Below are 23,571 nucleotides of genomic sequence, written 5' to 3'. Positions count from 1 at the left end.
TGCGCGTCTATGCGCTGTAGTCCGATGCCTAGGGCGATCATGGTGGTCAGCAGGAGCCCGGATGCGCCATGTTCGGCCGATCGCGCGCCCCGTGCCCGTAGGTACCGATCGACGGCGGTGAGTACGAAGTCACGCCCGTGTCGAGATCCACTCCGCTGTGAACCGCTTCGGCACCGTTGCCGCGCAGCGAAGGTGTCGAGCGCCCTCACCTCGAGACGACAAGTCGACGAATTCCCGCTTGTAAACCATTTAATTAATTCACCAAGGAAACCGCCCCTGCTTTGTAGGTCCGGACTCCTACTGACGACTCGCATCTGCAGCTCCCGTACATCTTCGCCGATGTCAGAGCACACGTTTCGATCGACAAGTCATACGGCTCGACTTCTCCTGATTCCACTCCCTCGGATCTGCTTCGGCGGTCGCGGATTCCAACTAGGTTGTGTCTCCCAGTAGCTCAGCTCGGGTTTTCCGATCGGCTTCGTTGGCTGAGGTCGGTCGTGCATCATGTTCGCTGCCACCCCGGTTGCACCGTGGAGACCGACTGGTGACGAAGAGCGGCCGGAGACGCTTCAGCGACGCCGCAGCCAGGCTGTCAAGCGGCCTGTACGCCTCTGGATACGGTGGCCGTCGCTACTGCGACAGGAAAACTAACACGCTGACCTGCAGCTTTGGATCGGGCTGCCGGCGGCTGTCGCCCGCGCCTACCGGGCCCGCAAGCGGTTCGGTGTGGTGTACGAGCAGGCGCTCGCCGCGGGTCAACGCTTGGTTGGCTGTGCTGGCGAATTCCGACGTCGTTCATCCGCGAGTGTAGACGTCGGGCGGTGGGCCGCGAACGGTTGATATCGGTGAAAAGTGACTTCGCAGACACTCATTTCGTCGGATTGGGTGTTCCTGCCGAACGCGTTCTCATGCCCGAATTCAGGGCACGGCGCCTGGTGCGCAGGAACCTTCCCGCCGCACCAGGCGCTCGCGTATCCTCAGTTGCTCCCCGCGCCTCTTAACGGTACGCCAGCGTCTGCCGAACCCATTATCGGCGTGCGGCGTTCGCGGCCGTGATGAACTCGATCTGGGCGGGTGACGGTCCGCAGAACTCGCCCTCGATCCGCTCGGCCTCGCCGGCCTGCATCCGGTACAGGCTGTCGCGCAGGCCCGCGTCACCACCGTGGAACCCTTCCAAGAGCTCCATCCACTGCGCCGCCAATTGCTGCGCCTCGGGTGAGGCCGGGTCCATTCCCGCTGCGATCGCCGCGTCGACCTTCGGGATGAGCTCACCCCATTCCGCTTCGGCTTGCCGAATGTGCTGGTCACCGAGCTCCTCCCGACGCCGCGCGAGCTGCGTCAACTGCTCCGTTTCATCCCACTTCCACCGACGAACCTTGCGCCGGTGTCGCCGACGGTAGAACCTGACCATACGTCAGGTGCAAGCCGAAACATGTCCGTCGGATCCAGCAGTCACGCTGTGCCGACGCATTCCCAAGACCGCATGCCACGCCCAGTTCGATTTGCCGCCAGTCTCCGCACCGTATTCGAGAACTCGTTCGCTAGCTTCACCAGTTCGTTCCAGAGCTCTCTGTCAGCAGCCTCTTGGTGACTGCTTCCGCGTCGAGTTCCCCGGCCTCCGTCCAGGACCAGCAGTCTCAGTACCGAAGCGTGTGCGCAGTGGTGTCTTGCGGCAATCGGGTTGAAAGCAGGCTGACCGCCCGAGCTCTGACGAAACTTGGTGTCTGAGTCACCGACTACTCTCGGACGTTGCACCATGACTGTACCGTATCGTGGTACGGTACAGCCATGATTGTCTCTACGAGATCGCGCCGAGCGGGCGGTAGCCGTCGGCTGGAGGTACTGGACACTGTGATCGAGGTGTTGACGCAGCGGGGTTACGAACGGACCCGGTTTCAAGATGTTGCCGCCGCGTCGGGGCTGGCGATCAGCACACTGCAGGGCTACTTCGGGTCGCGCGTGGACATGTTGGTCGAGGCGCTGCGCCGGTCGACCGATGGTGAGGTGTCGACCATGCAGGCGCTGGCGGCCGAGCACGACGATCCGTGGCAGCGACTGGTGGTTCTGGTCGATCGTGGTTTGCGGACGCCGGTGCCGGTGTGGCGGATGCTGATGGAATTCTGGTGCGCCGCGGCGCATGACGAGGAGCTCCGCGAGCACAGCGTGGACCTGCAGCGTCGATACCGACAGCCGTTCACCGACGCGATCGAGCAGGGAATCGATCGCGGGCGTTTCACACCGGCACATGACCCCGAGTCAATCGTCGATGCCACCGTCGCGACGCTCGACGGGCTGCTGTTCCCCCGGGTCCTTGCCCAACCACGGCCCGACCATGACGGCGTCCGAGCGGTGCTGCTCGGTCAGCTCTCCGGGACGTTGGGGGTGCGCTCATGACGATCGTGGTGACCGGATCCACCGGCAAGGTCGGAAGTCATGTCCTCGACCGGCTGACCGCGCTGTCGATACCGGCACGCGGAGCTGGGCGGCGCAGCCGAATCCCGCTGGACTGGGAGAAACCCGACACCTGGGCCCCGGCAGTCCAGGAGGCGACCGCACTGTTTCTGGTCGTGCCCGGCGGCGACGACGGATATCGATCGGTCGCTGGGCTCGGTGAACGGATCTGCGAGTTCATCGGCGTTGCCGAGCAGGCGGGTGTAGCGCGGATCGTGTTGATGACCGCACTCGGAATGCAGTATGCGCCATCGGAAGTCGAGCAGCGAGCCGTCGAGCTCGCCCTGCAGCGCAGTGGTCTGCACTCGACGATCGTGCGCCCCAACTGGTTCTTCCAGAACGCGACTGCCGGTGTACTGCGCGACCTGGCCGCAGCCGGGGACGGCGTATTGCGGCTGCCGGTCGGCGAGGCCAGGGCCTCGTTCGTCGATGCCCGCGATGTCGCCGCCGTATGTGTGCGCGCCCTCACCGACGACCTGTCCGGGCAGGAGCTCGACGTCACCGGCCCGGCTGCCCTGACGTTCGCCGAGTTGGCCACTGCGGCATCGCAACTCGACGGTCCGCTGTGTTCCTTCGAGTCCATCTCCGCGCAGCGGTTCCGCGCCGATGCCGAGGATCTCGGTTGGGACCCCGACTACACCGACGTCTTCTGCGGACTCATGGCCGCGATCGCTTCCGGCTCGGCCGCAACCGTCACTGATGCCGTCGCCACCGTCACCGGCCGACCGGCGACCACTCTCGCCGAGTTCATCGCTGACCAGCAGCGCGCCGCATGATCTTCACCGACGCTGTCGCACAACAGATCGCCTCCAGCATGATCCGTACGGTCTTCCGGCGCTGGCAGACCCGTCGGGTCAAGGTCGGAAGCCGGATCCTGACCAGCGCAGGTGTCATCCGCATCGACGACATCGTCGAGATCAGCTCCGCTGATCTCACCGAGGACGACGCCCATGCCGCGGGGGAAGGCTCGCTGGCGCAACTACTTTCAACCTTGCACGGTGCGGTATCCGATCCCGTCTACCGGATAAACCTCAGCTACGCAGGCCCCGACCCGCGCATCGAGCTGCGAAGCGACGACGATCTCAGCGCCGACGCTATCGCCGAGATCGATGCCGCACTACGCAGACTCGACCACAAGGCCGACTCGCCCTGGACCAGGAAGACACTGCAATACATCGCTGACAACCCCGGCAAACGCGCCGCCGACATCGCGCAAGACCTCGGTGCGACGACAAAGGAGCAACTCAAGCTCCGCGTCCGGAAACTGAAGAACCTCGGCCTCACCGAAAGCCTCGACACCGGATACCGGATCTCCCCACGAGGCCGCCGATACCTCGAACTGACGGTGAAGTAGCGTGCCACATGAGACCATAGGGGGCGACTCCGAACCGACTGTCGCCTCGCGGCTGACGGCCCACATGTTTCTGATCCATCGTCTCTGCACAGTCCGACCAATGTGTCAAACCGTGAACGATAGACATCAGGGTGCGGGCGTTCGAAGTCTATTCGTCCGGTCGGCGGTGCTGCTGTTGCTTCAGCGGGGTAACCGTGGCAGCGCCTGACCTGGGCTCAGGGTTGCTCGGCGGTCGCGATGAGTGCGCGCAGGGCCGCGAGCTCGGCGTCGAAGGCACGGCGGCCGGGCTCGGTGATGGCGACCCAGGTTTTCGGGCGCCCGCCGCCCGTGCTGCGGCGTGCGCTGATCAGTGCGGCGTCCTCGAGGACTTTGAGGTGCCGGTTCAGATTGCCGTCAGTGAGCCGCAACTGCTCGCGCAGCACCCCGAATTCCATGGCCACACCCGAGCGCAACAGTGCCAGGATGCCGAGCCGGATGCGCTGGTGCACGGTGTCATCCAGGCCGAGCACGGGATGCGGCTCGCTCATGCCCGTGGCCCCGCCTCCGCGCGCAGCAGCTCTACCCCAGCTGCCAGCGCGGCCGCGAGCCCGACGACCAGCGCGAGCCAGGCGTAACCGTGCGCGGGGTCGATCAGCCCGACCGCCAGCGATACGGCCATCGTGGCGGCCGCGACCGCCGCCGTCGCCGCCGATCGCAGCGCCACCGCGATCACGGCCAGCCCCACCCCGACCACTAGCCATGGCGCGACGATCGTCCATTCGCCGCGATACACCCAGCCGATGCCCGTGGCGGTCACTGCCATCGCGACCGCGGTCAGCGCGACGGCCATGCCGCGCCCGTCCGGCACTTGCACGGGCAGGCGCATGAAGTACCACGCACAGACCACCACGCTTACCGGTGCGACGACGATCCAGTACCACCTGGCGCCGTTGTGCCGATCGAGCAGTAGTGATGCGGGCACCGAGGCGAGCACGCTCACCGTCACCCACAGCAGCGGAAACCACATGGGAGCGGCCAACGCCCAACCTCGCCGGGTCAGCGTCTCCATGTCGCCGAGGAGCCGAGCGACCCCAGCAGCCGAATTACTTTGCGATGCAGAGTTCATGCACCTACTTTGCACCGCAAAGTTCAGTCTCGAAAGACTTTTCAACCCCGCTTTACCTGCTCTCACAGCGCCGAGACGACTGGAACCTGTGACCAGTTCGATCATCGCGGTATGCGGCAGAAATGGGTCGCGCCGCGGCGGGGGTGCGGGGTTTGGCTCCCTTAGACTTCACCGGGACAGTGGGCCCGGCCAGGTCGAGGGTCCGTCACGGCCACCGGAAGTGACCGGAACGACGTAACCGACCCTGCCGAAAACTTTACCGCCGACCACAACAGGCTCCTTCCGGTTCGCCCGGAAGGTCACGGTGGTGGGGGCCGAAGTGACGTCGACAAGTTTTAGCACGCCGGCGCCGACCGGACTGCGCAGCCAGCATGACGTCATCAGCGCGACGCAACGTACCTTCACAGGTACGCCACCTCGCCCTCCACCAACCGGCATCTGGCCTTGCACCCAGCCCACCCGATCGGCGTGTCAGACTAGCCCGAGCAATCGGCACCACAACTCATCGACCCCGGGGCCTCATCCAATGCGGCCAGACGGACCGGCAACGATCCCCAACCGACTACGTCACCCGGCAGTCGACCTGGATCATCGCGAACGGATACCGAGACTGCAGAGCCGACAGCATCGCCGAGCCGGACGCGCGCCGCACTGGCGGTCGCACGATCTGCAATACGTGGTGTCGGCCCATGGGGATTCATCGCCGAGCCGGTCGGCACCCGAGGTGGCGCCGTCGGTCGGGATCGGCAGTGTCGGAGTGCGGACCGGTCGGCGGGGAGGGTCAGCTGAAAGGGCCGGGGAACGGCATGCCGACACTCTGGCCGGTCAACAACGACCAGACAATTGTCGTCAGAATATTCAAAACGGCGCTCATCCTCACCCTCTCGTAGTCATGGGTTCGCCGATATCTCACCGCATCGGGCGGCGCGCAGAACAGTAGCTGACCGGTGGCCACACCGGGGTGCGAAACCACCTGGTAGCCAGAAGTTTTCTGGCGCGTCGTCGGGTCGCCCTCGATTGGGCCGTCGCGAGCCCACACCCATCCGCGGAGCCGTCGCCGCCGAAGATTCGATGTCCCCCATCGACTCGAGAGAGGTATGGTCGTGCGAGCTGGTGCACCGCGAGTTCGCTCGCCGGAATCGGCGAACCCGGATCGGCGCGCGTCTTCACCGGGTACGGTACCGGCGCGGATCGCTCGTCGGCGCGCTCCGTGGATCTCGATGGTGGCCACGGCGTTGCTGATCGGCGTTGGCCTGTCCGCTCCCGCCAACGCTCAGCCCGCACCCACCGGCCCCGGCCCGCGCCCGGGCCTCTATACGATCCGCCCGCTCACCCACCTCGATCAGGTCCTGACCGTGGACCCGGTCTCGAAAGCGGCGGCCTGCGAGGGGGACAGCAACGATCCGGATCAGACGATCCGGGTCCGTCCGGTGCGCCGCTTGTACAATTTGCTCAACCAGCGCACTGTCGAATACCTCGGCTATTACCGCGACGGTCGTGCGGGCTGGACCAGGTTCCTCGCGGAATGGGAAGTGATCGCGGTCGACGGGTTCGGCGGCGGCGTTCACATGATCCGCGTCCCCGATCTCGACGGCCCGCCTGCCGAAGTCCTCACCTATCTCGGTGGCGACAACTCGCCTGTGACCGGCCTGCGAGCCGCCGCAACCCCAGGTGACTCCGCGGCGTTCGCAGCGCAGTTGTGGAAGTTCGAGCGCGCGATAGGCCACGGCATCTACTCGGGAGAGCTGGAGACGACCGCCGGATCGTGACCGGCGCCCCACGGCGTTACTGGTGAAGAGGCCGAGGTGGGTGACGGCGTTGTCCTCTTTGGTCAGAGACTTCACACGCGACCAGGCAGCGGTAGCTCCGGAGGCTCGCCATAGAGCCATTGCGGGTCCAACGCACCCGCTGGCTCTGTCCCCCGACTACCCGATTACCCGATTACAGCAGGAGCCGATTCATGGCCCGTCGCAGCCCAACGAGTCGGCCGCAAACTCGACATGCTGACTATCCAGCACCCGGGCGCAACCGTCGTACTCGCCTGCCATAGAGAGACGATTCTCGCTGCAGCCCAACACTTCCAACGGATACCGCCAACTCTCACCTACCCAGCGCCGAAGTCGACCACCTCGGACGGTAGACCCGTCAGACGACACTCAGCCGCTGCGGGTGAACGGCGCACCGCACTCCGCGAGACTCTGCAGAGCTGGATCAGGTCGAGGTCGATGAAGTCCGGGCAGGTGTTGCGGGCTCGGATCATCGTGCTGGCTGCCGATGGGGTGGCCCATGCCGAGATCGCGCGGCGGTTCGAGATCGCGCGGCAGACGGTGGTCAATTGGCGGGGTCGTTACCAGGTGCACGGGTTGGACGGGTTGCGCGACGAGGACCGTTCGGGCCGACCTCGGACGTTGGATCGGGACAAGCTGATCACCACGACCCTGACGCCGCCGCCACGTAAATACGGTGTCACGCATTGGAGTTCGCGTCTGCTGGCCGATCACCTCGGTATCGCACACGGCACGGTGTCGAAGGTGTGGCGCGAGTACGGAGTGCAGCCGTGGCGGGCCGAGACGTTCAAGTTCTCCACCGATCCGCAGTTGGCGGGCAAGGTCACCGACATCGTCGGGCTGTATATGAATCCGCCGGAGAACGCGATCGTGCTGTGTGGACGAGAAGTCTCGTACAGATCCAGGCCTTGGACCGGACGGCGCCGATGCTGCCGATGCAGATCGGGATGCCCGAGCGCCGACGTAAGGGGCGAGGTATCTGCGCAACGGTAGATCCCAGTCTCCAAACCGAGTCATGGAGTTTTCGCAAATTCGTGCTCGGGCGCCAAGGGGCGGATACCAGCGTCTCTGGCGACCGCGCTGACCGAGCCCCCGTCGATGGGCGACGACGTCAGGTCCCGGACAGGCAGGTGATTCGGCGAGCATGTGTGGTGGATCGTCTAGACTCCTATACACAGCTACCGGTCCGGGATGATCTGTCCCCGATGCGGACGCGGCGTGTGAATTCGCGTCACCGCTTTCTCCTCTCTGTTTCGGATGAAACTCATACGGCAAGGAGCGGTATATGACTGGACGATCCACGACGATCAATGAGCCGACTCTGCAAGACAAGATCACATACCAGCTGTGCGAGTACGCCAATCTGGTCAACGGCATCAGCAAAGAAGACAGCGACCTGGAGGGCACGCTCTATCAGAAGATCCAGCAGTATCTCGACACCAACCAGGAGGTCATCGGAGGGTGGGAGATCGTCTGGGGTCCGGGAGTCGCACTGTTCGACACCGACTTGTACACGGTGAACGCCCTGTACATGGTGCGAAGCATCGAGGATCGCTCCCGGTACGTGATCGCAATGGCCGGCAGCACCGACGCACTGGTGTTCGACTGGCTCGTCGAGGACTCCTTTATTCTGCAGACGCCGTGGTTCGCGAATGGCGCTGCCTGGCACACGATCGGCACGGCCATCGGGGTGAAAACCCTTACGGGTATCAAACCCTCCGGCCACCGTCCCGGTGCGGGTCACACCTTGCCCGAGTTCCTGAGCACGCTCGGCGACAAGGCGATCGACCTCACCGTCACCGGCCACAGCCTCGGCGGTGCCCGGTCACCCACGCTGGCCCTGTTCCTGCGCGACACCCAGTGGCTATGGGACAATTCCGAGAAAGCCAGAATCAGCGTGCTCTCGACGGCCGGACCGAGTTTCTGCAATCAGGAATTCGTCAACTACACCACCCAACGGTTGCAACGAGTGCAGCGCTACGCCAACGACCTCGACATCGTCCCGCACATGTGGAACCCGCCCGACATCGATGGCGCCAAAGCTCTCTACTCCAAGAACAACCAGCCCGCTCCCGATGGTATGAAGGTTGTGTTCGACGTGCTCGAGACGCAGGCGTCCGTGTCAGGCCAATATGCACACTTCGAACCCGCCAGCGGCGTGTTCCAAGGCACGTTCAACGATGAGATAAATCAAACGCAAGGCTCGACGCCAGACGATTTGTACTTGAAACAGGTCGGGTACCAGCACATAGGCGGCTACCATGACTTCTTCGAAATCAAAGGCGTGCAGTGGCCGCAGGGCGTCGTAGCCCTCCCACCGGTCGGCGCCGACACCGTGATGGGCCGCATCCTGGCCTCGGCCGGTGTACCGCACGGCGACGGTGCCGGGAAGGTACTGGCGAACCGTCGGCCGGTAACCGTCCCGATCAACGGACAGCCTGTGGAGCTGCCCACCGACCACGACAGCCCCGAAGCCAAGAAACTCGTGGACCGCGTCACCGCCGAGTTCGACCCCACCTCCGCATGAACTGATGCCCCGCGCCCCGCACTCGGTGGCACGCGGGCTTCAATCCGGTACAGCGCGAAAGCGCTTTAACGGCACGGGACGTGGCGGTCGATTCCGGCGGGCAGCTCGGCGACAACAGACCAGTCGACGAGGTCCATCGTCGGCCTCGGCAGTCGGCCGCCACTGTCCTAGTAGTGCTTTGTTAGGTGTGAGGTGGTTGTGTTCGGGCTGGTAGGGGTTGGTGGCAGGTGTGGCAGTATCCGGTCCAGGTGGCGAGTAGGTGTTGGAGCCTGCGCAGGACGGCGTAGAGGGTCAGGCCTGCGCAGGGGCTTTTGGGGTGAGGCGCAATGTGGTGCAGATGGTCTGGGCGATGGAGGCGAGGGTGACGTGGCGGTGCCAGCCGAGCCAGGATCGGCCTTCGAAGTGGTCCAGGCCCAGGCCGTCTTTGAGTTCGCGGTAGTCGTGTTCGATGCGCCAACGGATTTCGCCGAGCCCACGAGATCTCGTTGAGGCGAGACGCCATGGGCTGCATCGACTTGCGTTTACCGTCTGCCAGCAGTCCACGCAGATACAGCTGCCCCTTGGCTCGCTGGTCGCGGCGGGCGAACCCGGCGAACATCTCGGCGGCGAACTCCTCGATCACCGGGCGGACCGCGTCCCTCTCCTCACCTAACACTGTTGCAGCACAGCACATCTCGGCCCACCTAACAAAGCACTACTAGTCATTGTTTGCGCAGGCGGATCTCGGGGGTTAGCGTGTGTATCCCCCTCCGGACACCAGTGATCGGCAACGTTTGTCGGGGCCGATGCCGTATGTCCAGGTGGAGGGCCTGGTAGAGGTCCGCTTTGTCAGATCGTGCACCCGCGGCGAGGTCGGCTGAGATGTTGCCGAGGGAGTCGATCAGCTTGCGGATCTCCGTCTCGGTCAGGCGGGGGATGGTGGACAGGTTTGTAGCTCTGCTTGGGCTGCCGCCTTGTCCGCTTGGGCACTGTTCATCGCGTTGACGAGAGCTTGCGGGTCCACTCCCGCTTCGATGGCGGCCAACGGGCGTTCGAACTCGACTCCGGCGTCCCCGATACGGGGCGTCGCAAGTGTACGGTGTGGGTCAGCGTCCGGCGAGTCCGGACGCCGGCGTCATCGACCAGGACCCCAGCATCGCGATGCCGTAAAGATCGCTGCTGCGGTGCATCAGGTCCAGCAACATGGTCGCGGCCTCGCGCCGGGCACCGGTTTCATCGGCGAGTTGCGCGGCGTACAGCAGCAAGGTGACACCCGGTTGGGTCCCAGCGAGTGTCGTCGGGGCCACTCTGACGACTGCGACCTCCGAGCAATGGCCTGCGCGCCTGGCAGAGAAGTACCCTCACTACACCAACGGACCCGGAGCCGGCAATGGATATGCACCTAATTCGACTCGGCATCCTCCTGTTCCTGCTCGGCCTGCTCACCGGACTGGCAGTGCCGAAGCTGAAGAACCCGCGAATGGGCTTGTCCAGCCACCTCGAAGGAGCCATGAACGGCATGCTCCTGGTGATTGTCGGTCTGATCTGGCCGCGGCTCGAGCTGTCGCACGCGTGGCTGATTTTCACCTTCTGGCTCGTTGTGTACGCCGCATACGCCAACTGGTTGGCCACGCTGCTCGCAGCGGCTTGGGGTGCCGGGGCCCCGCTGATGCCGATCGCTGCGGGAGACCGCACGGGTAGCGCATCGCAGGAGCGCGTGATCGGCACATTGCTCATCTCTGTCGCAGTGTCCATCATCGCCGGGTGTGTGCTGATTCTCGTCGGCCTCGCCCTCTGAGTCTCAGGGTGCTCGATCCGGCCCCAAACTCGACGGTTCACTTCAACAACAAGCTGTACGTGGTGTTCCGGGGCCGAGGCAGCGAAACCTCGCTCTACTACGGGTACATCGACAGCAACGGCGGGTGGAGCGGCGACACCCAATTCCCGCGCCACGCCAGCCAGGAAGACCCGTCCCTGGCCGTGTTCGGCGGGCAGCTGTGCTGCGTGCACCGCGGCGGAGGCTCGGACAAGAGCCTGTTTTCTACCGGAACTTCCGGCCGTTACCCGAACAAGTCCCATCCAGTTGCAGAAGCAGATCAGACCCCGTGAAGCCCGGCTTCTTCTGGCGGCATATCCGAAAGACATCGCGCACATCGCATACCTGGTGGGATATGACAGCCCATCCCAATTCAGCCGACAATACCGGCGCATCTTCGGAGCGCCACCCAGTCGGGACGCCATTCAATTCGCGGCGGGAACTGACGACGAAAGAGGTTGAACGGCAGGAAAACGCGGCCTGCGAGCGGAATACACCAACGCGGGAGGCAGGTTGCGGTACACCGTCCTGCTCGCGACGACTTCTTCGAATGCCCCGTGCAGCTGCGCGAGCCGGTGACGGCTCGGAGGGGCCCAGCGGGTGAACGTGTAGGTGAACTGGGTGTACACACCGCTCTCGGGCAGAATCGAGGCGATTTTCGCGATGAGCGTGTGGCCATGTGGGCCGGTGAATGCCGACCAAGGGAGGCTGCTCACTACGACATCCGCTGTGCGCAGACCCCGATCAGCGAGGATGCGGGGTAGTTCCCAGGCGGAGTCGGTGACAATATCGGCGCGGGGAAAGCGCTGAACCAAATGCGCAGCCAGTCGCCCGTTCAGTTCGATCGCGATGTGGCGGCCCCGGCCTGTGAGTTTGCGTTGGATCGCCTCGGTGGCAGGTCCGGTGCCCGGACCGAGTTCCACCACCACGGGCTCGCCCCGCTCCGGCACGGCGGCGATGAGCCGCTCGACCAGGCGGGCCGAACTCGGTATCAGGGAAGCCGTCTGGAGCGGGCTGCGCAGGAACTCGCGGGCGAAAAGCACTGTTTCACTCAATGGTGTAACCCTTGCGGTGTGGGATCTGCGGGATAGGAATTTCCTGTGTTGAACCGGCACGCTGCCGCCTCTCGCCAGCTCATCGTGGACGGTGTTGGACCCCACAAAACGTTCGTTGCAGGTAACAGCACCTGGTCAATTCCTATTTCTTTCTACGGAGACATGCCGCCGGATCTAGGTGAACATGGACGAATTGATCCAAAGTGTGGAGTTTCTGTGATTGTCCAGTGGTGGCAGGACGGCGGAATCCGGGAGACTCGCAGGTCTCAGCCGCGACCGCCCGGCAATGGTGCGCTCAGGCGGAGCCGGGCAGCCGAGGCCTGCGCGTCAACAACCAGACGCTCGGACCACAGTGCCTCACGGTGCAAACGAAAGCGTGCCAGAGCCCCTGATCGCGACCGCCGCTTCCGGATTAGTGCTGACCTACTGGAGATTACTTCACGGAGCAACCGAAACTATCGCGCAGTCGCGCGGACAAAGTCGACGACAACTGCGGCGAGTTCTTCGCCCTTGTCCTCCTGGAGGAAGTGCGCTGCGGAGGTGATGGTCACCGGTGGATGTCCGGCGGCGCCAGGGATTTTCGAGCACAACACCTTATCTCCGCCGCGGGTGATCGGATCAGAGTCCGAGAAAGCACACAGGAATGGGCGCTCGAAGGTCTCCAAGACAGCCCACGCGGCCCTGTTGGCGGGTGCGGCAGGATCCTCCGGACTGACCGGAACCAGCAGCGGGAACTGGCGGGCGCCCTGCTTGTAGGTGTCATCGGGGAACGGAGCGTCGTAGGCGGCGACCACCTCGGGGGTGAGGTCGGTCAGGCAGGCACCGTTGACGATCTTCCCGGCTTGAAAGTTGGGCGTTTCCTGGCTGAAGCGCTGCCAAGCCAGGAACGCATCGCCGGGATGGCGGTCGCCGGTCGGCAGAAACGTGTTCGCGGCGACGACCCTTGCGAAACGCTCGGGATGTTCACCAACCAGACGCAGCCCGATCAATCCGCCCCAGTCCTGGCACACCAGGGTGATCCCGTCGAGGCCGATCGCCTCGACCGCAGCCCAGGTCCACTCGACGTGAGCCTGGTAGGTGTAGTCGTCACGGTCGGCCGGCTTGTCGCTGCGGCCGAAACCGACCAGGTCGATCGCGATCGCACGCAGGCCGGCCGCCACCAGGACCGGGATCATCCGCCGATACAGATACGACCAGGACGGTTCGCCGTGCAGCAGCAGCACGACCTCACCATCGGGGGGGCCTTCGTCCAGGTAGTGCACCCGCAGCAGGGTCCCGTCACCGGCCGCCACCTCGACGTAGTGCGGTTCGAACGGGAAGCCGGGTAGCGTTGCGAACCGCTCGTCGGGTGTCCTCAATATCCGCATGGCCCAATCCTTTTCCGCCGAGAAGTGCTAGCTGCCGTTGCTGTAGACGCGACTCGGCTCGACGAGAACCGCGGCGCAACGTTCCGCTGTCGGTCAGCACCCGCCGGACTCGCTCCGTGGGCGCTGAGCTCGATCTCGGTCCGAAGCTCCATCATGTCAGGCGACTCCGGCCGCCGGTGCGGGCGTGCGCGCCCCGGCGGCAGATGCCTTGCGGATCGCTCGTATGAGTAGGAAGCCCAGGGCGTAGTGCGTCGTGATCGCGGCGACGACGATCGCGCTGCCGTTGGAGAAGATCCCATCGTCGGCGAGCCAGAGCCACATGACCCAGTCGGCGGTCGCGCTCGCGAGCTGGTAGAAGGCGAGGCCCTTCGCGACCCCCAGGTGCGGGTCGTTGCGCAGGACCCAGGCAACCCAGGCCTGCGTGAAGAGGGCGAGGCCGAGCAGTTTGGTCAGCCACTGCCCGTCCGCGGTCAGCACCCAGCCGGTGACGTTCTCGACCTGGCCGGGCGGGGTGAGGACGGCGACGAGCGCGTAGATCAGCTCGAGTCCGGCCACCACTCGAAAGAGGAATCGGAGATCCGACAGTTTGTTCATGGCGACACTCCTTATGTAACCAACCAGATGGTTAGATCGTTGCACCCGGCGCACCAGCTGTCAACTAACTAGTTGTATGCTTTCTGCATGGCCGTAGCAGCACGCGACTCGGCGGCGACCAAGGAACGCCTCCTGGACGCCGCGACCGAGGAGTTCGCAGCACATGGGATTTCCGGGGCACGAGTCGACCGGATCGCGGCCGCCGCCCGGGCGAACAAGCAGCTGATCTACGCCTACTTCGGAAGCAAGGAACAACTCTTCGACGCCGTCCTGGACACCAGCTGCGGGCCGCTGATGCAGGAGGTGCCGTTCGATCCTGACGATCTTCCCGGCTACGTCGGCCGGCTCTTCGAGTACGTCATCGAGCACCCCGAGGTGGTCCGCCTCGTTCTCTGGGCCCAACTCGAGCGCCCGACCGCCGTCGCGGCCTTCGAGGCCGAGTCCTACGGCGCGAAGCTTAAAGCGCTCACCGCCGCGCAGCGCGACGGGCGCGTCGAGACCACCTTCGCTCCGGCCGACCTGCTTGCGCTGCTCCTCGGACTCGCGGCCTCCTGGTTCACGGCCTCGGAGGCGATCAGGACCCACGACACGACAGACCCATGGTCCAGCAAGCGGCTCGCGCAGTTCAGACAGGCCGCCGTCGAGGCTGCACGGCGCATCATGGCGTCCCCTCACTGAGCGCCCGTCAGCGCATCCGTGCCGCAAGCGAGGCCATTCGACACCAGCCAGATCGATGAGCTGCCAGACCACCTCACTGGAGGAGGCAACAACCGCCAGTCGATGAAATCACTCGAATTCAGCGAAGCTCAGCGCTATACGAAGTCCGTGTCCACGTGCGCAGCAGCCCGACCATGCTCTCGCCGCAGCCGGCCCGCTCGGCCAGCACCCGCACCGGCACCGCCTGCGCATTCTGGACATCCCGCAACGCTGTGCGGTGCTTCAGCTTGGCCCGATCGGCCATCCTGGGCTCCCTCCCTTTGATCGAGTAGGCGGCACCGGATACGCCCAGCGCGCCGATAACCGTGCCGCCTGTCAGCCGTCAAGTAATTCCCCCAGGTGAGGGGTAGTTCCGTCACGGAATTCCCCCACCTGTCCGTCACCGATTTCCTCCACCCGGCCGTCACGTAATTCCCCCACCTGGCGGTGTGTCGCCGGTGGGCATGTCTCGCACACATGTTCGCTTGTCCTCGGCGGCCGGCGGCTACTCCGGATGTTCCGGCGAGCGCTGAGCCGCTTGCGGCCTGCGCTCGCCAGAATCGAGCTCGCGACTGTTCGCGCGTTGGGTGCTGCGTTCGCGACCGAATGCCCGTTCGAGTTCGGCGGGCGAACAACACCAGCAACTCAACGGCACCCTGTCAGCGCAGGACATGGGTTCAAAGCCACTGTCGACAGCTGCGATCGCGGCGATGGCATTGGCCGTTGGATTTGCCTTGTTCCGTGCACCGTGGGTTGGTGGCACCACCGCATGGACGGCCTGGACATCCGGCTGCATCGCCACGATCCTCGGTGTGGCCGGGTACCTCCGCAGCGAGTCACGAGGCGCGTCACCGCGAACGAGTCGAGCTGTTCACCGCACAATGACGATCTTGCCGCGGGCGTGTCCCTGCTCCAAATAGCGGATGGCAGCGGGCAGTTCGTCCAAGGGGTAGCTGCGGTCGATGACCGGGGTCACCTCGCCCGCCTCGATCACATCCCGGAGTACCACCAGATCCGCCGTGTTCGGAGCGACTGTGAACCTCGTCAAGCGCTGGCTCACGAAGGGAGATATCAGGCGAGCGGCGAGGAGGCGATCCACGGCGCCGATCCAGCGGCCGTCGGAGTCACCGCCTGCCAGCACCAGCGTGCCGCCGGGGGTGAGTACACGCAGGTAGTCCGACGGGCCGCGAGTGCCGGACAACTGGAAGACGACGTCATAGCGTTGCCCGCCGCGGGTGAAATCTACTCGGGTGTAGTCGATGACGTGGTCTGCGCCGAGGGATCGGACCAGCTCGACGTTTCCCGTGCCGCAAACACCGGTCACCTCGGCGCCCCAGTGCTTGGCAAGTTGCACGGCGAATGTGCCGACACCGCCCGCCGCGCCGACGATCAGCACGTGCTGCCCCGGACCGAGCCGTCCGTGATCACGCAGTGCCTGCAATGCCGTCGTCGCGGCCAATGGTACGGCCGCCGCCTGCTCGAAGGAAAGATTCTCCGGTTTGTGTGCCAGGAGATCTTCTGGGACGCAGACGTATTCGGCGAAGGTACCGAAGCCGCGCAGGAACGGGGTTCCGAATACCTCGTCTCCGGGCCGGAATCCGGTGACGTTCGCACCGACCTCTTCCACCTGTCCTGCCACATCGCAGCCGGGCACCGTGTCGTGCGGGCGCGGAAGCCCCATTTGCAGACGGGCGATGTAGGGAATGCCTCTGATCAAGTGCCAGTCGGCGGGGTTCACCGATGCCGCGTGCACGCGGACCAGTACCGAGCCGTCCTCCGGCGCCGGAGCGTCGATGTCGCGGAGTTCCAGGACATCCTCCGGTGCACCGTATTCGTCGTGAACGATTGCTTTCATGTGTTTTCTTCCTTCTGTCGGGTGGTCGAGCGATTGACCGCGCGCTTCGGATCGCGCGGGAGAGCGTCTGCGCGGCTGGAGAATCACCCACGCTCGGTGGCTGGCATCGGCGCAGTCGCGGTCAGCGGCTCTATATCGTGCTTGCGCGCCCGCGGTAGGAACGAGCCGAGCCAGCGGGGCATCCACCAGTTGGCCCGGCCCAGCAATGCCATGGTGGCGGGTACCAGCACCATCCGGACGATCGTCGCGTCCAGCACGATCGCGGCGGCCAGCCCCAGACCCATCATCTTCACCAGCGGCGATGGGCTCGCGACGAAGCCGAGGAACACCGCGGTCATGATCAGTGCGGCGGAGGTGATCACGCGGCCCGTACCCGCCAACCCGCGTGCGACGGCCTCGGCATTGTCGCCGGTGGCGTCGAATTCCTCGCGGATACGCGAGAGCAGGAACACCTCGTAGTCCATGGACAGGCCGAAGAGAATGGCGAAGAACATCGTCGGCATCGGTGAGGGGATCGGGTAGGTCCGCTCCAGACCGAATACAGCGGCGAACCAGCCCCACTGGAACACCGCGACCACGATGCCGTAGGCCCCGCCGATCGACAGCAGGTTCATCACCGCCGCCTTCAGCGGTATAGCGAGGGAGCGGAACACGACCATCAGCAGCAGAAACGACGCGGCCAGGATCGCGGCGACGAAGACCGGCAGGGCTTCGTCCAGCCGTTCGGTCAGATCGTCGGTCATGGCCGTCAGGCCCGATACGGCGACGTTGTCCGGCAGAAGGTCGCGGACGCGCCGCAGGGTTTCGGCCGTCGCCGCGTCCGCGGGACCGGTGCCGGGTATTGCCGAAAGCACGACCGTGTCACCGGCCGGCGAGGTCCGGGGCACGCCCACGGCTACGATCCCGTCGTCGGCGGCAATGCGCTCGGCCAGTGCCGGGATATGCGCTGCATCGACTCCCGGGCTGCGCAGATCGGCGACAAGCATCAGGGGCCCGTTGAAGCCCGGCCCGAAACCGTCCGCCAGGAGGTCGTAGGCGCGGCGGTGGGTGGTGTTCGCCGAGTCGTCACCGGCGTCCGGGAAGCCCGTGCGCATGCTGAAAGCCGGGGCGGCCAATGCCAGCAGCACCACCGCGGCGACGACCAGATACGGCCACGGCCGCCCGGCGATCCGGTGGGCGAACCGCCACCACGCCGTGCCCGTCGGCTGCTCGGCAGGGCGAGCGCGGCGGAGCAGGCGCCCGGCGTCGATGCGGTCGCCGAGCAGTGACAGCAGCGCGGGCAGCAACGTGAGCGCGGTTGTGACGGCAAGCAGCACCACAAGCGAGGTGCTGAGACCGACCGAGGTCAGGAATCCGACACCGGTCAGCACGAGGGCCGTCATGGCCACGACGACGGTGCCACCCGCGAACAGCACGGCGGAACCCGCGGTTCCCATCGCGTTGGACAGCGCTGCCGTGTTGTCCTGGCCTGCGGCGCGGTTCTCGCGGTAGCGGGCCACGATGAACAGGGCATAGTCGATGCCGACACCCAGGCCGATCATCGCGCCGATCGTCGGTGCCGCCGAGGAGATGTCCAGGGCGCCGGCCAGTACCACGATGCCACCGACTCCGGTGGCAACCGTGATCAGGGCCAGCGCTATCGGAAGTAGTGCGGCCACGATGGTGCCGAACGCGACAACCAGCACGATCAGTGCGGCCAGCACACCGGCGGCCTCCGCACCCGAGGTCTCGGTCTCGGAGTTGATGAACGCCGCGTCGCCACCGAGTTCCGCCGTGACACCGGCGTCCCGCGCCGGCGCCATCGCCCCGAAAAGTGCGTCCAGCGCTTCCGGCCCCAGATCGGTAGACGGCAGATCGAAGGTGATTTCGGCGAAGCCGATCCGCCCGTCGGGAGAGATTGTGCCCGTGGCGAACGGGTCGGTCACCGCGGCGACGTGCTCCACGTCGGCGATCCGGACGACCGCGGCGTCGACGGCGGATCGGTGACCATCGAGCCGCTCCCCCGGCGGCGCGGCGAAAACGGCCATGGCACTGCCGTCGGCCGCTTCGGGGAAGCGTTCCTCGAGCAGCTCCATCGCCTGCTCGCTCTGGCTGCCCGGCGCGACGAAGTCGTCGATGAACGGGCCGCCCGCGGTCCCGGCCAGGGTCAACACGATGGCGACAACTGCCATCCAGGCAGCGATGGTCGGCCATGGTCGGCGGGCACTGATGTCGCCGATGCGGCGGGTCAGTCGGTTCATGATCACGGGCTCCTGGGCGATGGCCGCCGATTGTTTCGAAGGCACTTGGTGGACAACGGGTTCCATCGTCGGCGGCAGGCACCTGTGCGGTCGCCCGCCGCAAGAGGATTCGCTTCCCCCCGGGGCGTCGGGTTGCCATGCCGCAGACCTCCCCCTAGCGGCGGAGGCGGTATCCGCACGGAGCGTGATGACTGCCCGTCCCGGTGTGGCCTACCGTTGCCTGGTGCGCATCGACTCATCTCGCAACACCGGCCGCCGGGTCCCGGAGCGATGAACGACCGCGCCGCGCTCCGGTCCTCGCCTGCGCCGCATGGCGCGTCGAAGCGATTCCGGGGCCCGTTCACCCGCTGGCCACGCATCTCGGACGCGAGCCTCGCGGTCACGATGTTCCTGCTGGCCGTGCACCTCGTGGACGCGCCCGGTGACGCGATCGCCCTCCGATCGATCGGCTCGGTACCGGTCGCCGAGCTGCTGGTTTCCGCCGTGGCGTGCGCGGCGCTGTACTGGCGCCGCAGCGCACCCATGCCGGTCCTCGCGGCGACGCTGCTGTCCTGGCTGGTCGTGGCGGTGAGTTCGGACTATTCCGACTTCGGCGGCATGGCGATCATCGCGCTGTACAGCGCGGGGCGCTACTCCGGCGAGCTGAGATGGGGCTATGCCGGTGTCGGGGGTGGCTTTGTCGTAGTCACCGTCGATGGCCTGCTCGCGCACGCCGCCTGGGCGGAGATCATCGCCGGTGTCGTCGCCATGGAACTGGCGTGGTACGTCGGCCGCCGGTTGCGTCTGCGCGCCGAACGCGCCGAGGTGCTGCGCCGGGAACAAGCCGACGAGGAACGCCGGATCCGCACCGAGGAACGTACCCGCATCGCCCGCGAACTCCATGATGTGGTCGCCCACCGAGTGAGCATGATGACGGTGCAGGCGGGGGCTGCGAAGGTCGTGGCTGCCCACGACCCCGAGGCGGCCCACCAGGCGATGGCCGCGGTCGAGGACGCCGGGCGGCAGGCGCTGGACGAACTGCGCCATCTGCTGGGAGTGCTGCGGCCGGACCTCGACCATGACGGGCTCGGTCCGCAACCCCGGCTTTCCGACCTGCCCGGCCTCGTCGAGGAGGTGCGCCGAGCGGGCCTCGATATCTCGGTGACGACCGACAACGTTCGAAGCCCCCTGGCGGCTCGCGTGGAACTGTCGGCCTATCGCATCGTGCAGGAGGCGCTGACCAACGTGCTCAAGCACAGCGGCCCGCGGACCCGGACCGAAGTGCACCTGCGCGGCACGCCGTGTGGACAGGGCATCACGATAGAAGTGCTCGATGATGGCCGCGCGACACGACCGGGGCCGAGTACCGACAAGCGCCCGGCCGGTCACGGCATCATCGGTATGCGCGAACGGGCCCTACTGTTGGGTGGCAGCCTCGAGGCGGGGCCGCGACCCGGCGGGGGTTTCCGGGTGCTCGCCAAACTACCCACAGGAGAGCCGCAGCCGTGAGCCCCTTCGCGCAGGGACATATCCCGGCATGAGTGTCCGCGTCATCGTCGTCGACGATCAGGCATTGGTCCGCACCGGCTTCACGATGGTGCTGCGGATCCATCCCGACATCGAGGTGGTGGCCGAGGCCGGGACCGGACTCGAGGCGATCGAGGCGGCGCGCCGGCATCGTCCGGACGTGATCTTGATGGACATCCGCATGCCCGAAATGGACGGACTCGAGGCGACCGCCACAATCATGGCGGAGGCGGATTGGGACGTCCGGGTGCTGATCCTGACCACATTCGACCCGGACGAATACGTTTATCGGGCGTTGCGGGCCGGTGCCAGCGCCTTCGTGCTCAAAGACATGCCCGCCGACCAACTGGCCGCGGCTGTGCGAACAGTGGCAGACGGTGGGGCGTTGCTGGCACCCTCGATCACGCGCCGCTTGATCGGCCGGTTCGCACGTCGTCTCACCGTCGACACCGCCGTCGCAGGCCGCCTGCAACGGCTCAGCGACCGGGAACGCGACGTCATGGTCGCCGTCGCGCGCGGAGCCAGCAACGCCGAGATCGCCGCGCAACTGTTCATCGGAGCCGCAACCGTCAAGTCCCACGTATCGAGCATCCTCACGAAACTCGGCCTGCGCGACCGCGCCCAGATCGTCGTCTTCGCCTACGAGAGCGGCCTGGTCGAAGCAGGCGACAACAGCATCGGTCATTGACGAAAAACTGGCGGCGAGCTTCAGGATCTCGTTGGCCTGCTCGAGTTCTCGGTCCTCTCCGCGCAATCGCGAACCCCGAAAGCTGGAGACCACGGCACGGTCCAGTGGCCTGCTCTGCCCGATCGAGTAGCCGGCGGTGGGTCATGCGGGAACTCGCCTATTTCGGGGGTGTCTCGGGTGTGGGTATCCAGGTGCCGTGGAAGCCGTTGGGGATTCGCGCGGGCAGGTGGACTTCGGCGATCGGCGCGGCGGTGACGTCGGTGGCGTCGAGGATCAGTAGGTAGCCGGTCCCGCGGGCGCGGTCATGGGCGAAGGTGAGCAGATATCCGTCGTTCTCACTGGTGGTGGAATGGCGGGGGACGAAGACGGCTTCGCCGCAGGTGTGGCCGTCGGGTAGTTGGTGGGTGTGGCGGGTGACGCTGTGGGTGAAGTCGTAGCGGTGGATGCGGGAATTCGACGGGTGGGCATCGAGGGAGAAACTGGTCACGTATCCGAAGTGGTGCGCGTGTCCGATCACGGTGTCGGCCACTCGGGGGTATTCCACGGCTTCGTCGTCGATCTGCTCCTCGGTGACCGTGCCGTGGGTCAGGTTCAGCCTCCACCGGTGTAAGCGGGGCTGCCCGCCGCTGATGTCGTCGCTGCCGCCGCGCCACAGGCTTGAAACCCGGGTTCCGGTGAGAGTGACGATGCTGTTGGTTTCGAAAGCATTGAGGGTGTGCCAGACGTAGCAGGGCGCGACCTCGAACCAGCGGACCGCGCCGCCGGTGCGCGCCATCACTCCGAAGCGGGCCTGATGCGCATCAGACCACCGCCACCCCGGCCCGCCCGGTGCAGCCAGGTCGAACACCACCGGCAGATCCATGAACACCACATGGTGTTCGGTGATTGCGAAGTCGTGCATCATCGTCGCGCGCGGGGTCTCGACCACCTGGGCCTGGAGAATCTCCCCCGCCGGGGAGGCCCGGTAGTACGTCAGGTACGGCGGTCGTAGCTGGGTGCCGAAGAACAGCAGTTCCCCTGTCACGGGGCAGACTTTGGGGTGCGCGGTCATCGGGGTGGCCAGCGCGCCGCCGAAAATGTACGGTCCCAGGGTGTTCAGGTCGGGGGTGAGCTGGTAGGGGAAGCCGCCCTCTTCCAGGGCCAGCAGTCGCCCGGCGTGGGCGAGTAGGTGGGTGTTGGCGGTGGTGACCCGGTAGTCGATCGTCGCGGTGGCGGGGTCGAAGGCGAGGTCGGCGCGGGATCGGCCGGGATTGGCGTACAGCGGGGTCCGCACGTAGCGGTTGCGGTACCAGCGGGCGCTCCCGCCGGACAGGGCTACCGCGTGGACCATGCCGTCGCCAGCGAAGTAGTGCGGTGACCACCCGGTGCGCGGGTTGGGGCCGTTGCGCACGAAGATGCCCTCCAACTCGGAAGGGATCTGCCCGGCCATCCAGGTCGGTTCCACAGTCACTTCCTCAGTGACCGGTGCGTTGTTCCCGGCCAGATGCAGCGGTGTATCGGCGTCCGGTGCAGTCGTCATCGGCGGTTCTCCCATCTCGGTCGACCGTGCCAGGATGCCGAGATATGCGGTGAACAAACAGTCTTGTTTCCACCACCCCCTTCAGCCGCCCAACGAACCACCAGCTCACGGCTGTCAAAAAACCTGGCCGCACAACACTGCGCCAACCCTGCAGTCCGTCATCACCGACCCAACAGCGAAATCCGTACCCGCCATCTCGTCGTCTTCCGGTATAGCCCAACATCACACCGGGACAGCGGAGGGGGATCCACTCCGCGATGACACAACCGCCCGACCCGACACCGCCCACGCCAGCCCACACCGGATTCCGGCCGCAACCGCGACGCCGTCCTGCGATGGTCTGAAACCGAAGCCGGTCCGAAGTCGACGGTTCAACTCGGCTCCGACCGCACCAGTCGGCGATCTCGGCAGCATCGCCCCTCGACGGTCTATCAGTGAACTGTCAGTCCAATCGGGCCACGGCAGCTGTGCCGATCTTGTGGTCAGCGATCGAGGAGTCGGCACCGGATACGCCCAGCGCGGCGATAACCGTGCCGCCGACCCGGATGATCACGCCACCGCCGTTGGGCACCAATGAGTGTGTACCCGATTGTTGCGGTCCGCCGATCAACGGCTGTCCCTGCGATGTGGCAGTGGTCAGGTGCACGGTGTCGAATCCCAGCGCAATGGCCGCGTCTGCCTTGCGTTTTGCAATTTCGATCGAGTACCGGGGTGCACCGTCCATACGCGCGAAGGCCACCAGATCGCCGCTGGCCTCCACGACCGCCAGCGAGACGGTCTCCCCCAGCTCGGCTGCTGCCTGACAAGCGGCCGAGATCACCGAGTCGGCCTGGTCCAGCGAAATAGCCATGGGCGTATTATCGCTCACCTACAGCATCCATCGGTCTCGCTCGACTGTCCTACTGCCGAGCCCGCGAGTTCTGTGCGGCGGCGACCGCCACAGTCAGCCCGGTACCGGCTGTGACGTGCGCGAACTTCCACGCTGGGAGGCTCAGACACTTCGGTGAATCCGAGGGACTGTAAGAACAACGG

At 65.7% G+C, this 23,571-nt stretch carries 26 protein-coding genes; 12 read left to right on the top strand and 14 right to left on the bottom strand.

Features of this window, described 5'->3' with window-relative positions:
* Nucleotides 1–1,027: 1,027 nt before the first annotated feature.
* Complete coding sequence (locus NA4_RS21415; protein ID WP_067472754.1) at nucleotides 1,028–1,411, bottom strand: TipAS antibiotic-recognition domain-containing protein; 384 nt, start codon at nucleotides 1,409–1,411, stop codon at nucleotides 1,028–1,030.
* Between the two features lie 377 nt (nucleotides 1,412–1,788).
* On the opposite strand from NA4_RS21415, the gene NA4_RS21410 reads away from it, so the two are divergent.
* From NA4_RS21410 to NA4_RS21400, 3 genes are read left to right on the top strand one after another with little or no spacing between them, the layout of a single operon-like run.
* A complete protein-coding gene (locus tag NA4_RS21410) occupies nucleotides 1,789–2,394 on the top strand; it encodes a TetR/AcrR family transcriptional regulator (protein WP_067472751.1) in 606 nt (201 codons plus the stop codon).
* The gene (locus NA4_RS21405) at nucleotides 2,391–3,227 is read left to right on the top strand and encodes an NAD(P)H-binding protein (RefSeq protein WP_067472748.1); all 837 of its coding nucleotides are present in this window, start codon (nucleotides 2,391–2,393) and stop codon (nucleotides 3,225–3,227) included. The genes NA4_RS21410 and NA4_RS21405 overlap by 4 nt, the downstream gene beginning before the upstream one ends.
* Nucleotides 3,224–3,805 carry an ASCH domain-containing protein gene (locus NA4_RS21400; RefSeq protein WP_067472745.1) on the top strand — a complete coding sequence of 194 codons (582 nt, stop codon included), beginning with the start codon at nucleotides 3,224–3,226 and terminating at the stop codon, nucleotides 3,803–3,805. The genes NA4_RS21405 and NA4_RS21400 overlap by 4 nt, the downstream gene beginning before the upstream one ends.
* 215 nt (nucleotides 3,806–4,020) lie before the next feature.
* Here the strand turns inward: NA4_RS21400 and NA4_RS21395 are convergent, their stop codons facing one another.
* Together NA4_RS21395 and NA4_RS21390 are read right to left on the bottom strand one after the other, a co-directional pair.
* Nucleotides 4,021–4,332 (bottom strand): transcriptional regulator, encoded by a 312-nt coding sequence (locus tag NA4_RS21395; protein ID WP_067472742.1) that lies wholly within the window; start codon nucleotides 4,330–4,332, stop codon nucleotides 4,021–4,023.
* Nucleotides 4,329–4,910 (bottom strand): hypothetical protein, encoded by a 582-nt coding sequence (locus NA4_RS21390; RefSeq protein WP_157129194.1) that lies wholly within the window; start codon nucleotides 4,908–4,910, stop codon nucleotides 4,329–4,331. The genes NA4_RS21395 and NA4_RS21390 overlap by 4 nt, the downstream gene beginning before the upstream one ends.
* 1,220 nt (nucleotides 4,911–6,130) lie before the next feature.
* Here NA4_RS21390 and NA4_RS21380 point away from each other — a divergent pair.
* From NA4_RS21380 to NA4_RS21370, 3 genes are all read left to right on the top strand, one after another.
* Complete coding sequence (locus NA4_RS21380) at nucleotides 6,131–6,679, top strand: hypothetical protein (protein WP_067472721.1); 549 nt, start codon at nucleotides 6,131–6,133, stop codon at nucleotides 6,677–6,679.
* 456 nt (nucleotides 6,680–7,135) lie between these two features.
* Nucleotides 7,136–7,690 carry an IS630 family transposase gene (locus NA4_RS21375; protein ID WP_067472718.1) on the top strand — a complete coding sequence of 185 codons (555 nt, stop codon included), beginning with the start codon at nucleotides 7,136–7,138 and terminating at the stop codon, nucleotides 7,688–7,690.
* Between the two features lie 292 nt (nucleotides 7,691–7,982).
* Complete coding sequence (locus tag NA4_RS21370) at nucleotides 7,983–9,224, top strand: lipase family protein (RefSeq protein ID WP_067472708.1); 1,242 nt, start codon at nucleotides 7,983–7,985, stop codon at nucleotides 9,222–9,224.
* 181 nt (nucleotides 9,225–9,405) lie between these two features.
* Here NA4_RS21370 and NA4_RS44110 read toward each other — a convergent pair whose 3' ends face one another.
* Nucleotides 9,406–9,822 (bottom strand): transposase, encoded by a 417-nt coding sequence (locus NA4_RS44110; protein WP_507763399.1) that lies wholly within the window; start codon nucleotides 9,820–9,822, stop codon nucleotides 9,406–9,408.
* A 487-nt stretch (nucleotides 9,823–10,309) separates the two neighbouring features.
* Nucleotides 10,310–10,468, bottom strand: coding sequence for a hypothetical protein (locus tag NA4_RS21365; RefSeq protein ID WP_157129193.1), 159 nt, complete (start codon nucleotides 10,466–10,468; stop codon nucleotides 10,310–10,312).
* Between the two features lie 125 nt (nucleotides 10,469–10,593).
* Here NA4_RS21365 and NA4_RS21360 point away from each other — a divergent pair, with 125 nt between their 5' ends.
* Genes NA4_RS21360 through NA4_RS42700 form a run of 3 tightly spaced genes read left to right on the top strand, consistent with a single transcriptional unit; the run spans nucleotide 10,594 to nucleotide 11,481 of the window.
* Nucleotides 10,594–11,001, top strand: a complete 408-nt coding sequence (locus tag NA4_RS21360) for a styrene oxide isomerase (RefSeq protein ID WP_067472698.1) — start codon at nucleotides 10,594–10,596, stop codon at nucleotides 10,999–11,001.
* An 8-nt stretch (nucleotides 11,002–11,009) separates the two neighbouring features.
* Nucleotides 11,010–11,312, top strand: coding sequence for a hypothetical protein (locus tag NA4_RS42705; protein WP_067472695.1), 303 nt, complete (start codon nucleotides 11,010–11,012; stop codon nucleotides 11,310–11,312).
* Nucleotides 11,287–11,481 carry a helix-turn-helix domain-containing protein gene (locus NA4_RS42700; protein ID WP_245671522.1) on the top strand — a complete coding sequence of 65 codons (195 nt, stop codon included), beginning with the start codon at nucleotides 11,287–11,289 and terminating at the stop codon, nucleotides 11,479–11,481. Before NA4_RS42705 ends, NA4_RS42700 begins: the two co-directional genes overlap by 26 nt.
* Here the strand turns inward: NA4_RS42700 and NA4_RS21350 are convergent.
* The 3 genes from NA4_RS21350 to NA4_RS21340 form a co-directional block, all read right to left on the bottom strand.
* Nucleotides 11,445–12,074, bottom strand: coding sequence for a class I SAM-dependent methyltransferase (locus tag NA4_RS21350; protein ID WP_067472690.1), 630 nt, complete (start codon nucleotides 12,072–12,074; stop codon nucleotides 11,445–11,447). The genes NA4_RS42700 and NA4_RS21350 overlap by 37 nt on opposite strands.
* A gap of 455 nt (nucleotides 12,075–12,529) precedes the next feature.
* On the bottom strand, nucleotides 12,530–13,441 hold the full coding sequence (locus tag NA4_RS21345; RefSeq protein ID WP_067472684.1) for a haloalkane dehalogenase: 912 nt from the start codon (nucleotides 13,439–13,441) through the stop codon (nucleotides 12,530–12,532).
* Between the two features lie 156 nt (nucleotides 13,442–13,597).
* Nucleotides 13,598–14,035 carry a hypothetical protein gene (locus tag NA4_RS21340; RefSeq protein ID WP_067472672.1) on the bottom strand — a complete coding sequence of 146 codons (438 nt, stop codon included), beginning with the start codon at nucleotides 14,033–14,035 and terminating at the stop codon, nucleotides 13,598–13,600.
* 87 nt (nucleotides 14,036–14,122) lie between these two features.
* Here NA4_RS21340 and NA4_RS21335 point away from each other — a divergent pair, with 87 nt between their 5' ends.
* Nucleotides 14,123–14,713 carry a TetR/AcrR family transcriptional regulator gene (locus NA4_RS21335; protein WP_067472812.1) on the top strand — a complete coding sequence of 197 codons (591 nt, stop codon included), beginning with the start codon at nucleotides 14,123–14,125 and terminating at the stop codon, nucleotides 14,711–14,713.
* 118 nt (nucleotides 14,714–14,831) lie between these two features.
* Here the strand turns inward: NA4_RS21335 and NA4_RS40575 are convergent, their stop codons facing one another.
* The 4 genes from NA4_RS40575 to NA4_RS21325 all read right to left on the bottom strand — a co-directional run bounded on the left by NA4_RS40575 (nucleotide 14,832) and on the right by NA4_RS21325 (nucleotide 18,826).
* Complete coding sequence (locus NA4_RS40575; RefSeq protein WP_157129192.1) at nucleotides 14,832–14,996, bottom strand: hypothetical protein; 165 nt, start codon at nucleotides 14,994–14,996, stop codon at nucleotides 14,832–14,834.
* Between the two features lie 240 nt (nucleotides 14,997–15,236).
* Nucleotides 15,237–15,527, bottom strand: a complete 291-nt coding sequence (locus tag NA4_RS41465; protein WP_169811085.1) for a hypothetical protein — start codon at nucleotides 15,525–15,527, stop codon at nucleotides 15,237–15,239.
* Between the two features lie 75 nt (nucleotides 15,528–15,602).
* A complete protein-coding gene (locus NA4_RS21330; RefSeq protein WP_067472661.1) occupies nucleotides 15,603–16,586 on the bottom strand; it encodes an NAD(P)-dependent alcohol dehydrogenase in 984 nt (327 codons plus the stop codon).
* 83 nt (nucleotides 16,587–16,669) lie between these two features.
* Entirely contained in the window at nucleotides 16,670–18,826 is a 2,157-nt protein-coding gene (locus NA4_RS21325) for an MMPL family transporter (RefSeq protein ID WP_067472810.1), read from the bottom strand.
* Between the two features lie 270 nt (nucleotides 18,827–19,096).
* Between NA4_RS21325 and NA4_RS21320 the strand changes: the two genes are divergently transcribed.
* Complete coding sequence (locus NA4_RS21320) at nucleotides 19,097–20,314, top strand: sensor histidine kinase (RefSeq protein WP_067472658.1); 1,218 nt, start codon at nucleotides 19,097–19,099, stop codon at nucleotides 20,312–20,314.
* A gap of 28 nt (nucleotides 20,315–20,342) precedes the next feature.
* Nucleotides 20,343–21,020 carry a response regulator transcription factor gene (locus NA4_RS21315; protein WP_067472654.1) on the top strand — a complete coding sequence of 226 codons (678 nt, stop codon included), beginning with the start codon at nucleotides 20,343–20,345 and terminating at the stop codon, nucleotides 21,018–21,020.
* A 157-nt stretch (nucleotides 21,021–21,177) separates the two neighbouring features.
* Here NA4_RS21315 and NA4_RS21310 read toward each other — a convergent pair whose 3' ends face one another.
* Both NA4_RS21310 and NA4_RS21305 read right to left on the bottom strand, forming a co-directional pair.
* Nucleotides 21,178–22,539, bottom strand: a complete 1,362-nt coding sequence (locus NA4_RS21310; RefSeq protein WP_067472807.1) for a carotenoid oxygenase family protein — start codon at nucleotides 22,537–22,539, stop codon at nucleotides 21,178–21,180.
* A 442-nt stretch (nucleotides 22,540–22,981) separates the two neighbouring features.
* On the bottom strand, nucleotides 22,982–23,389 hold the full coding sequence (locus tag NA4_RS21305) for a GlcG/HbpS family heme-binding protein (RefSeq protein WP_067472651.1): 408 nt from the start codon (nucleotides 23,387–23,389) through the stop codon (nucleotides 22,982–22,984).
* Nucleotides 23,390–23,571: the final 182 nt, after the last annotated feature.

It is taken from the genome of Nocardia amamiensis NBRC 102102, assembly GCF_001612745.1.
Lineage (GTDB): Bacteria > Actinomycetota > Actinomycetes > Mycobacteriales > Mycobacteriaceae > Nocardia > Nocardia amamiensis.
Note: the sequence above shows the minus strand (reverse complement) of the source record. Positions and strands in the feature narration are given on the sequence as shown.

Bases quoted from the DNA above. Each gene is read 5' to 3' on its own strand.
- NA4_RS21345 (WP_067472684.1), bottom strand. From the start codon at position 13,441: ATGCGGATATTGAGGACACCCGACGAGCGGTTCGCAACGCTACCCGGC.
- NA4_RS21390 (WP_157129194.1), bottom strand. From the start codon at position 4,910: ATGAACTCTGCATCGCAAAGTAATTCGGCTGCTGGGGTCGCTCGGCTC.
- NA4_RS21405 (WP_067472748.1), top strand. From the start codon at position 2,391: ATGACGATCGTGGTGACCGGATCCACCGGCAAGGTCGGAAGTCATGTC.
- NA4_RS21305 (WP_067472651.1), bottom strand. From the start codon at position 23,389: ATGGCTATTTCGCTGGACCAGGCCGACTCGGTGATCTCGGCCGCTTGT.
- NA4_RS21330 (WP_067472661.1), bottom strand. From the start codon at position 16,586: ATGAAAGCAATCGTTCACGACGAATACGGTGCACCGGAGGATGTCCTG.
- NA4_RS21370 (WP_067472708.1), top strand. From the start codon at position 7,983: ATGACTGGACGATCCACGACGATCAATGAGCCGACTCTGCAAGACAAG.
- NA4_RS41465 (WP_169811085.1), bottom strand. From the start codon at position 15,527: ATGCAGCCGGATGTCCAGGCCGTCCATGCGGTGGTGCCACCAACCCAC.
- NA4_RS21375 (WP_067472718.1), top strand. From the start codon at position 7,136: ATGAAGTCCGGGCAGGTGTTGCGGGCTCGGATCATCGTGCTGGCTGCC.
- NA4_RS21315 (WP_067472654.1), top strand. From the start codon at position 20,343: ATGAGTGTCCGCGTCATCGTCGTCGACGATCAGGCATTGGTCCGCACC.
- NA4_RS21320 (WP_067472658.1), top strand. From the start codon at position 19,097: ATGAACGACCGCGCCGCGCTCCGGTCCTCGCCTGCGCCGCATGGCGCG.
- NA4_RS21410 (WP_067472751.1), top strand. From the start codon at position 1,789: ATGATTGTCTCTACGAGATCGCGCCGAGCGGGCGGTAGCCGTCGGCTG.
- NA4_RS44110 (WP_507763399.1), bottom strand. From the start codon at position 9,822: ATGTTCGCCGGGTTCGCCCGCCGCGACCAGCGAGCCAAGGGGCAGCTG.
- NA4_RS21335 (WP_067472812.1), top strand. From the start codon at position 14,123: ATGGCCGTAGCAGCACGCGACTCGGCGGCGACCAAGGAACGCCTCCTG.
- NA4_RS21380 (WP_067472721.1), top strand. From the start codon at position 6,131: ATGGTGGCCACGGCGTTGCTGATCGGCGTTGGCCTGTCCGCTCCCGCC.
- NA4_RS21325 (WP_067472810.1), bottom strand. From the start codon at position 18,826: ATGAACCGACTGACCCGCCGCATCGGCGACATCAGTGCCCGCCGACCA.
- NA4_RS21400 (WP_067472745.1), top strand. From the start codon at position 3,224: ATGATCTTCACCGACGCTGTCGCACAACAGATCGCCTCCAGCATGATC.
- NA4_RS21395 (WP_067472742.1), bottom strand. From the start codon at position 4,332: ATGAGCGAGCCGCATCCCGTGCTCGGCCTGGATGACACCGTGCACCAG.
- NA4_RS21310 (WP_067472807.1), bottom strand. From the start codon at position 22,539: ATGACGACTGCACCGGACGCCGATACACCGCTGCATCTGGCCGGGAAC.
- NA4_RS40575 (WP_157129192.1), bottom strand. From the start codon at position 14,996: ATGGCCGATCGGGCCAAGCTGAAGCACCGCACAGCGTTGCGGGATGTC.
- NA4_RS21360 (WP_067472698.1), top strand. From the start codon at position 10,594: ATGGATATGCACCTAATTCGACTCGGCATCCTCCTGTTCCTGCTCGGC.
- NA4_RS21340 (WP_067472672.1), bottom strand. From the start codon at position 14,035: ATGAACAAACTGTCGGATCTCCGATTCCTCTTTCGAGTGGTGGCCGGA.
- NA4_RS21415 (WP_067472754.1), bottom strand. From the start codon at position 1,411: ATGGTCAGGTTCTACCGTCGGCGACACCGGCGCAAGGTTCGTCGGTGG.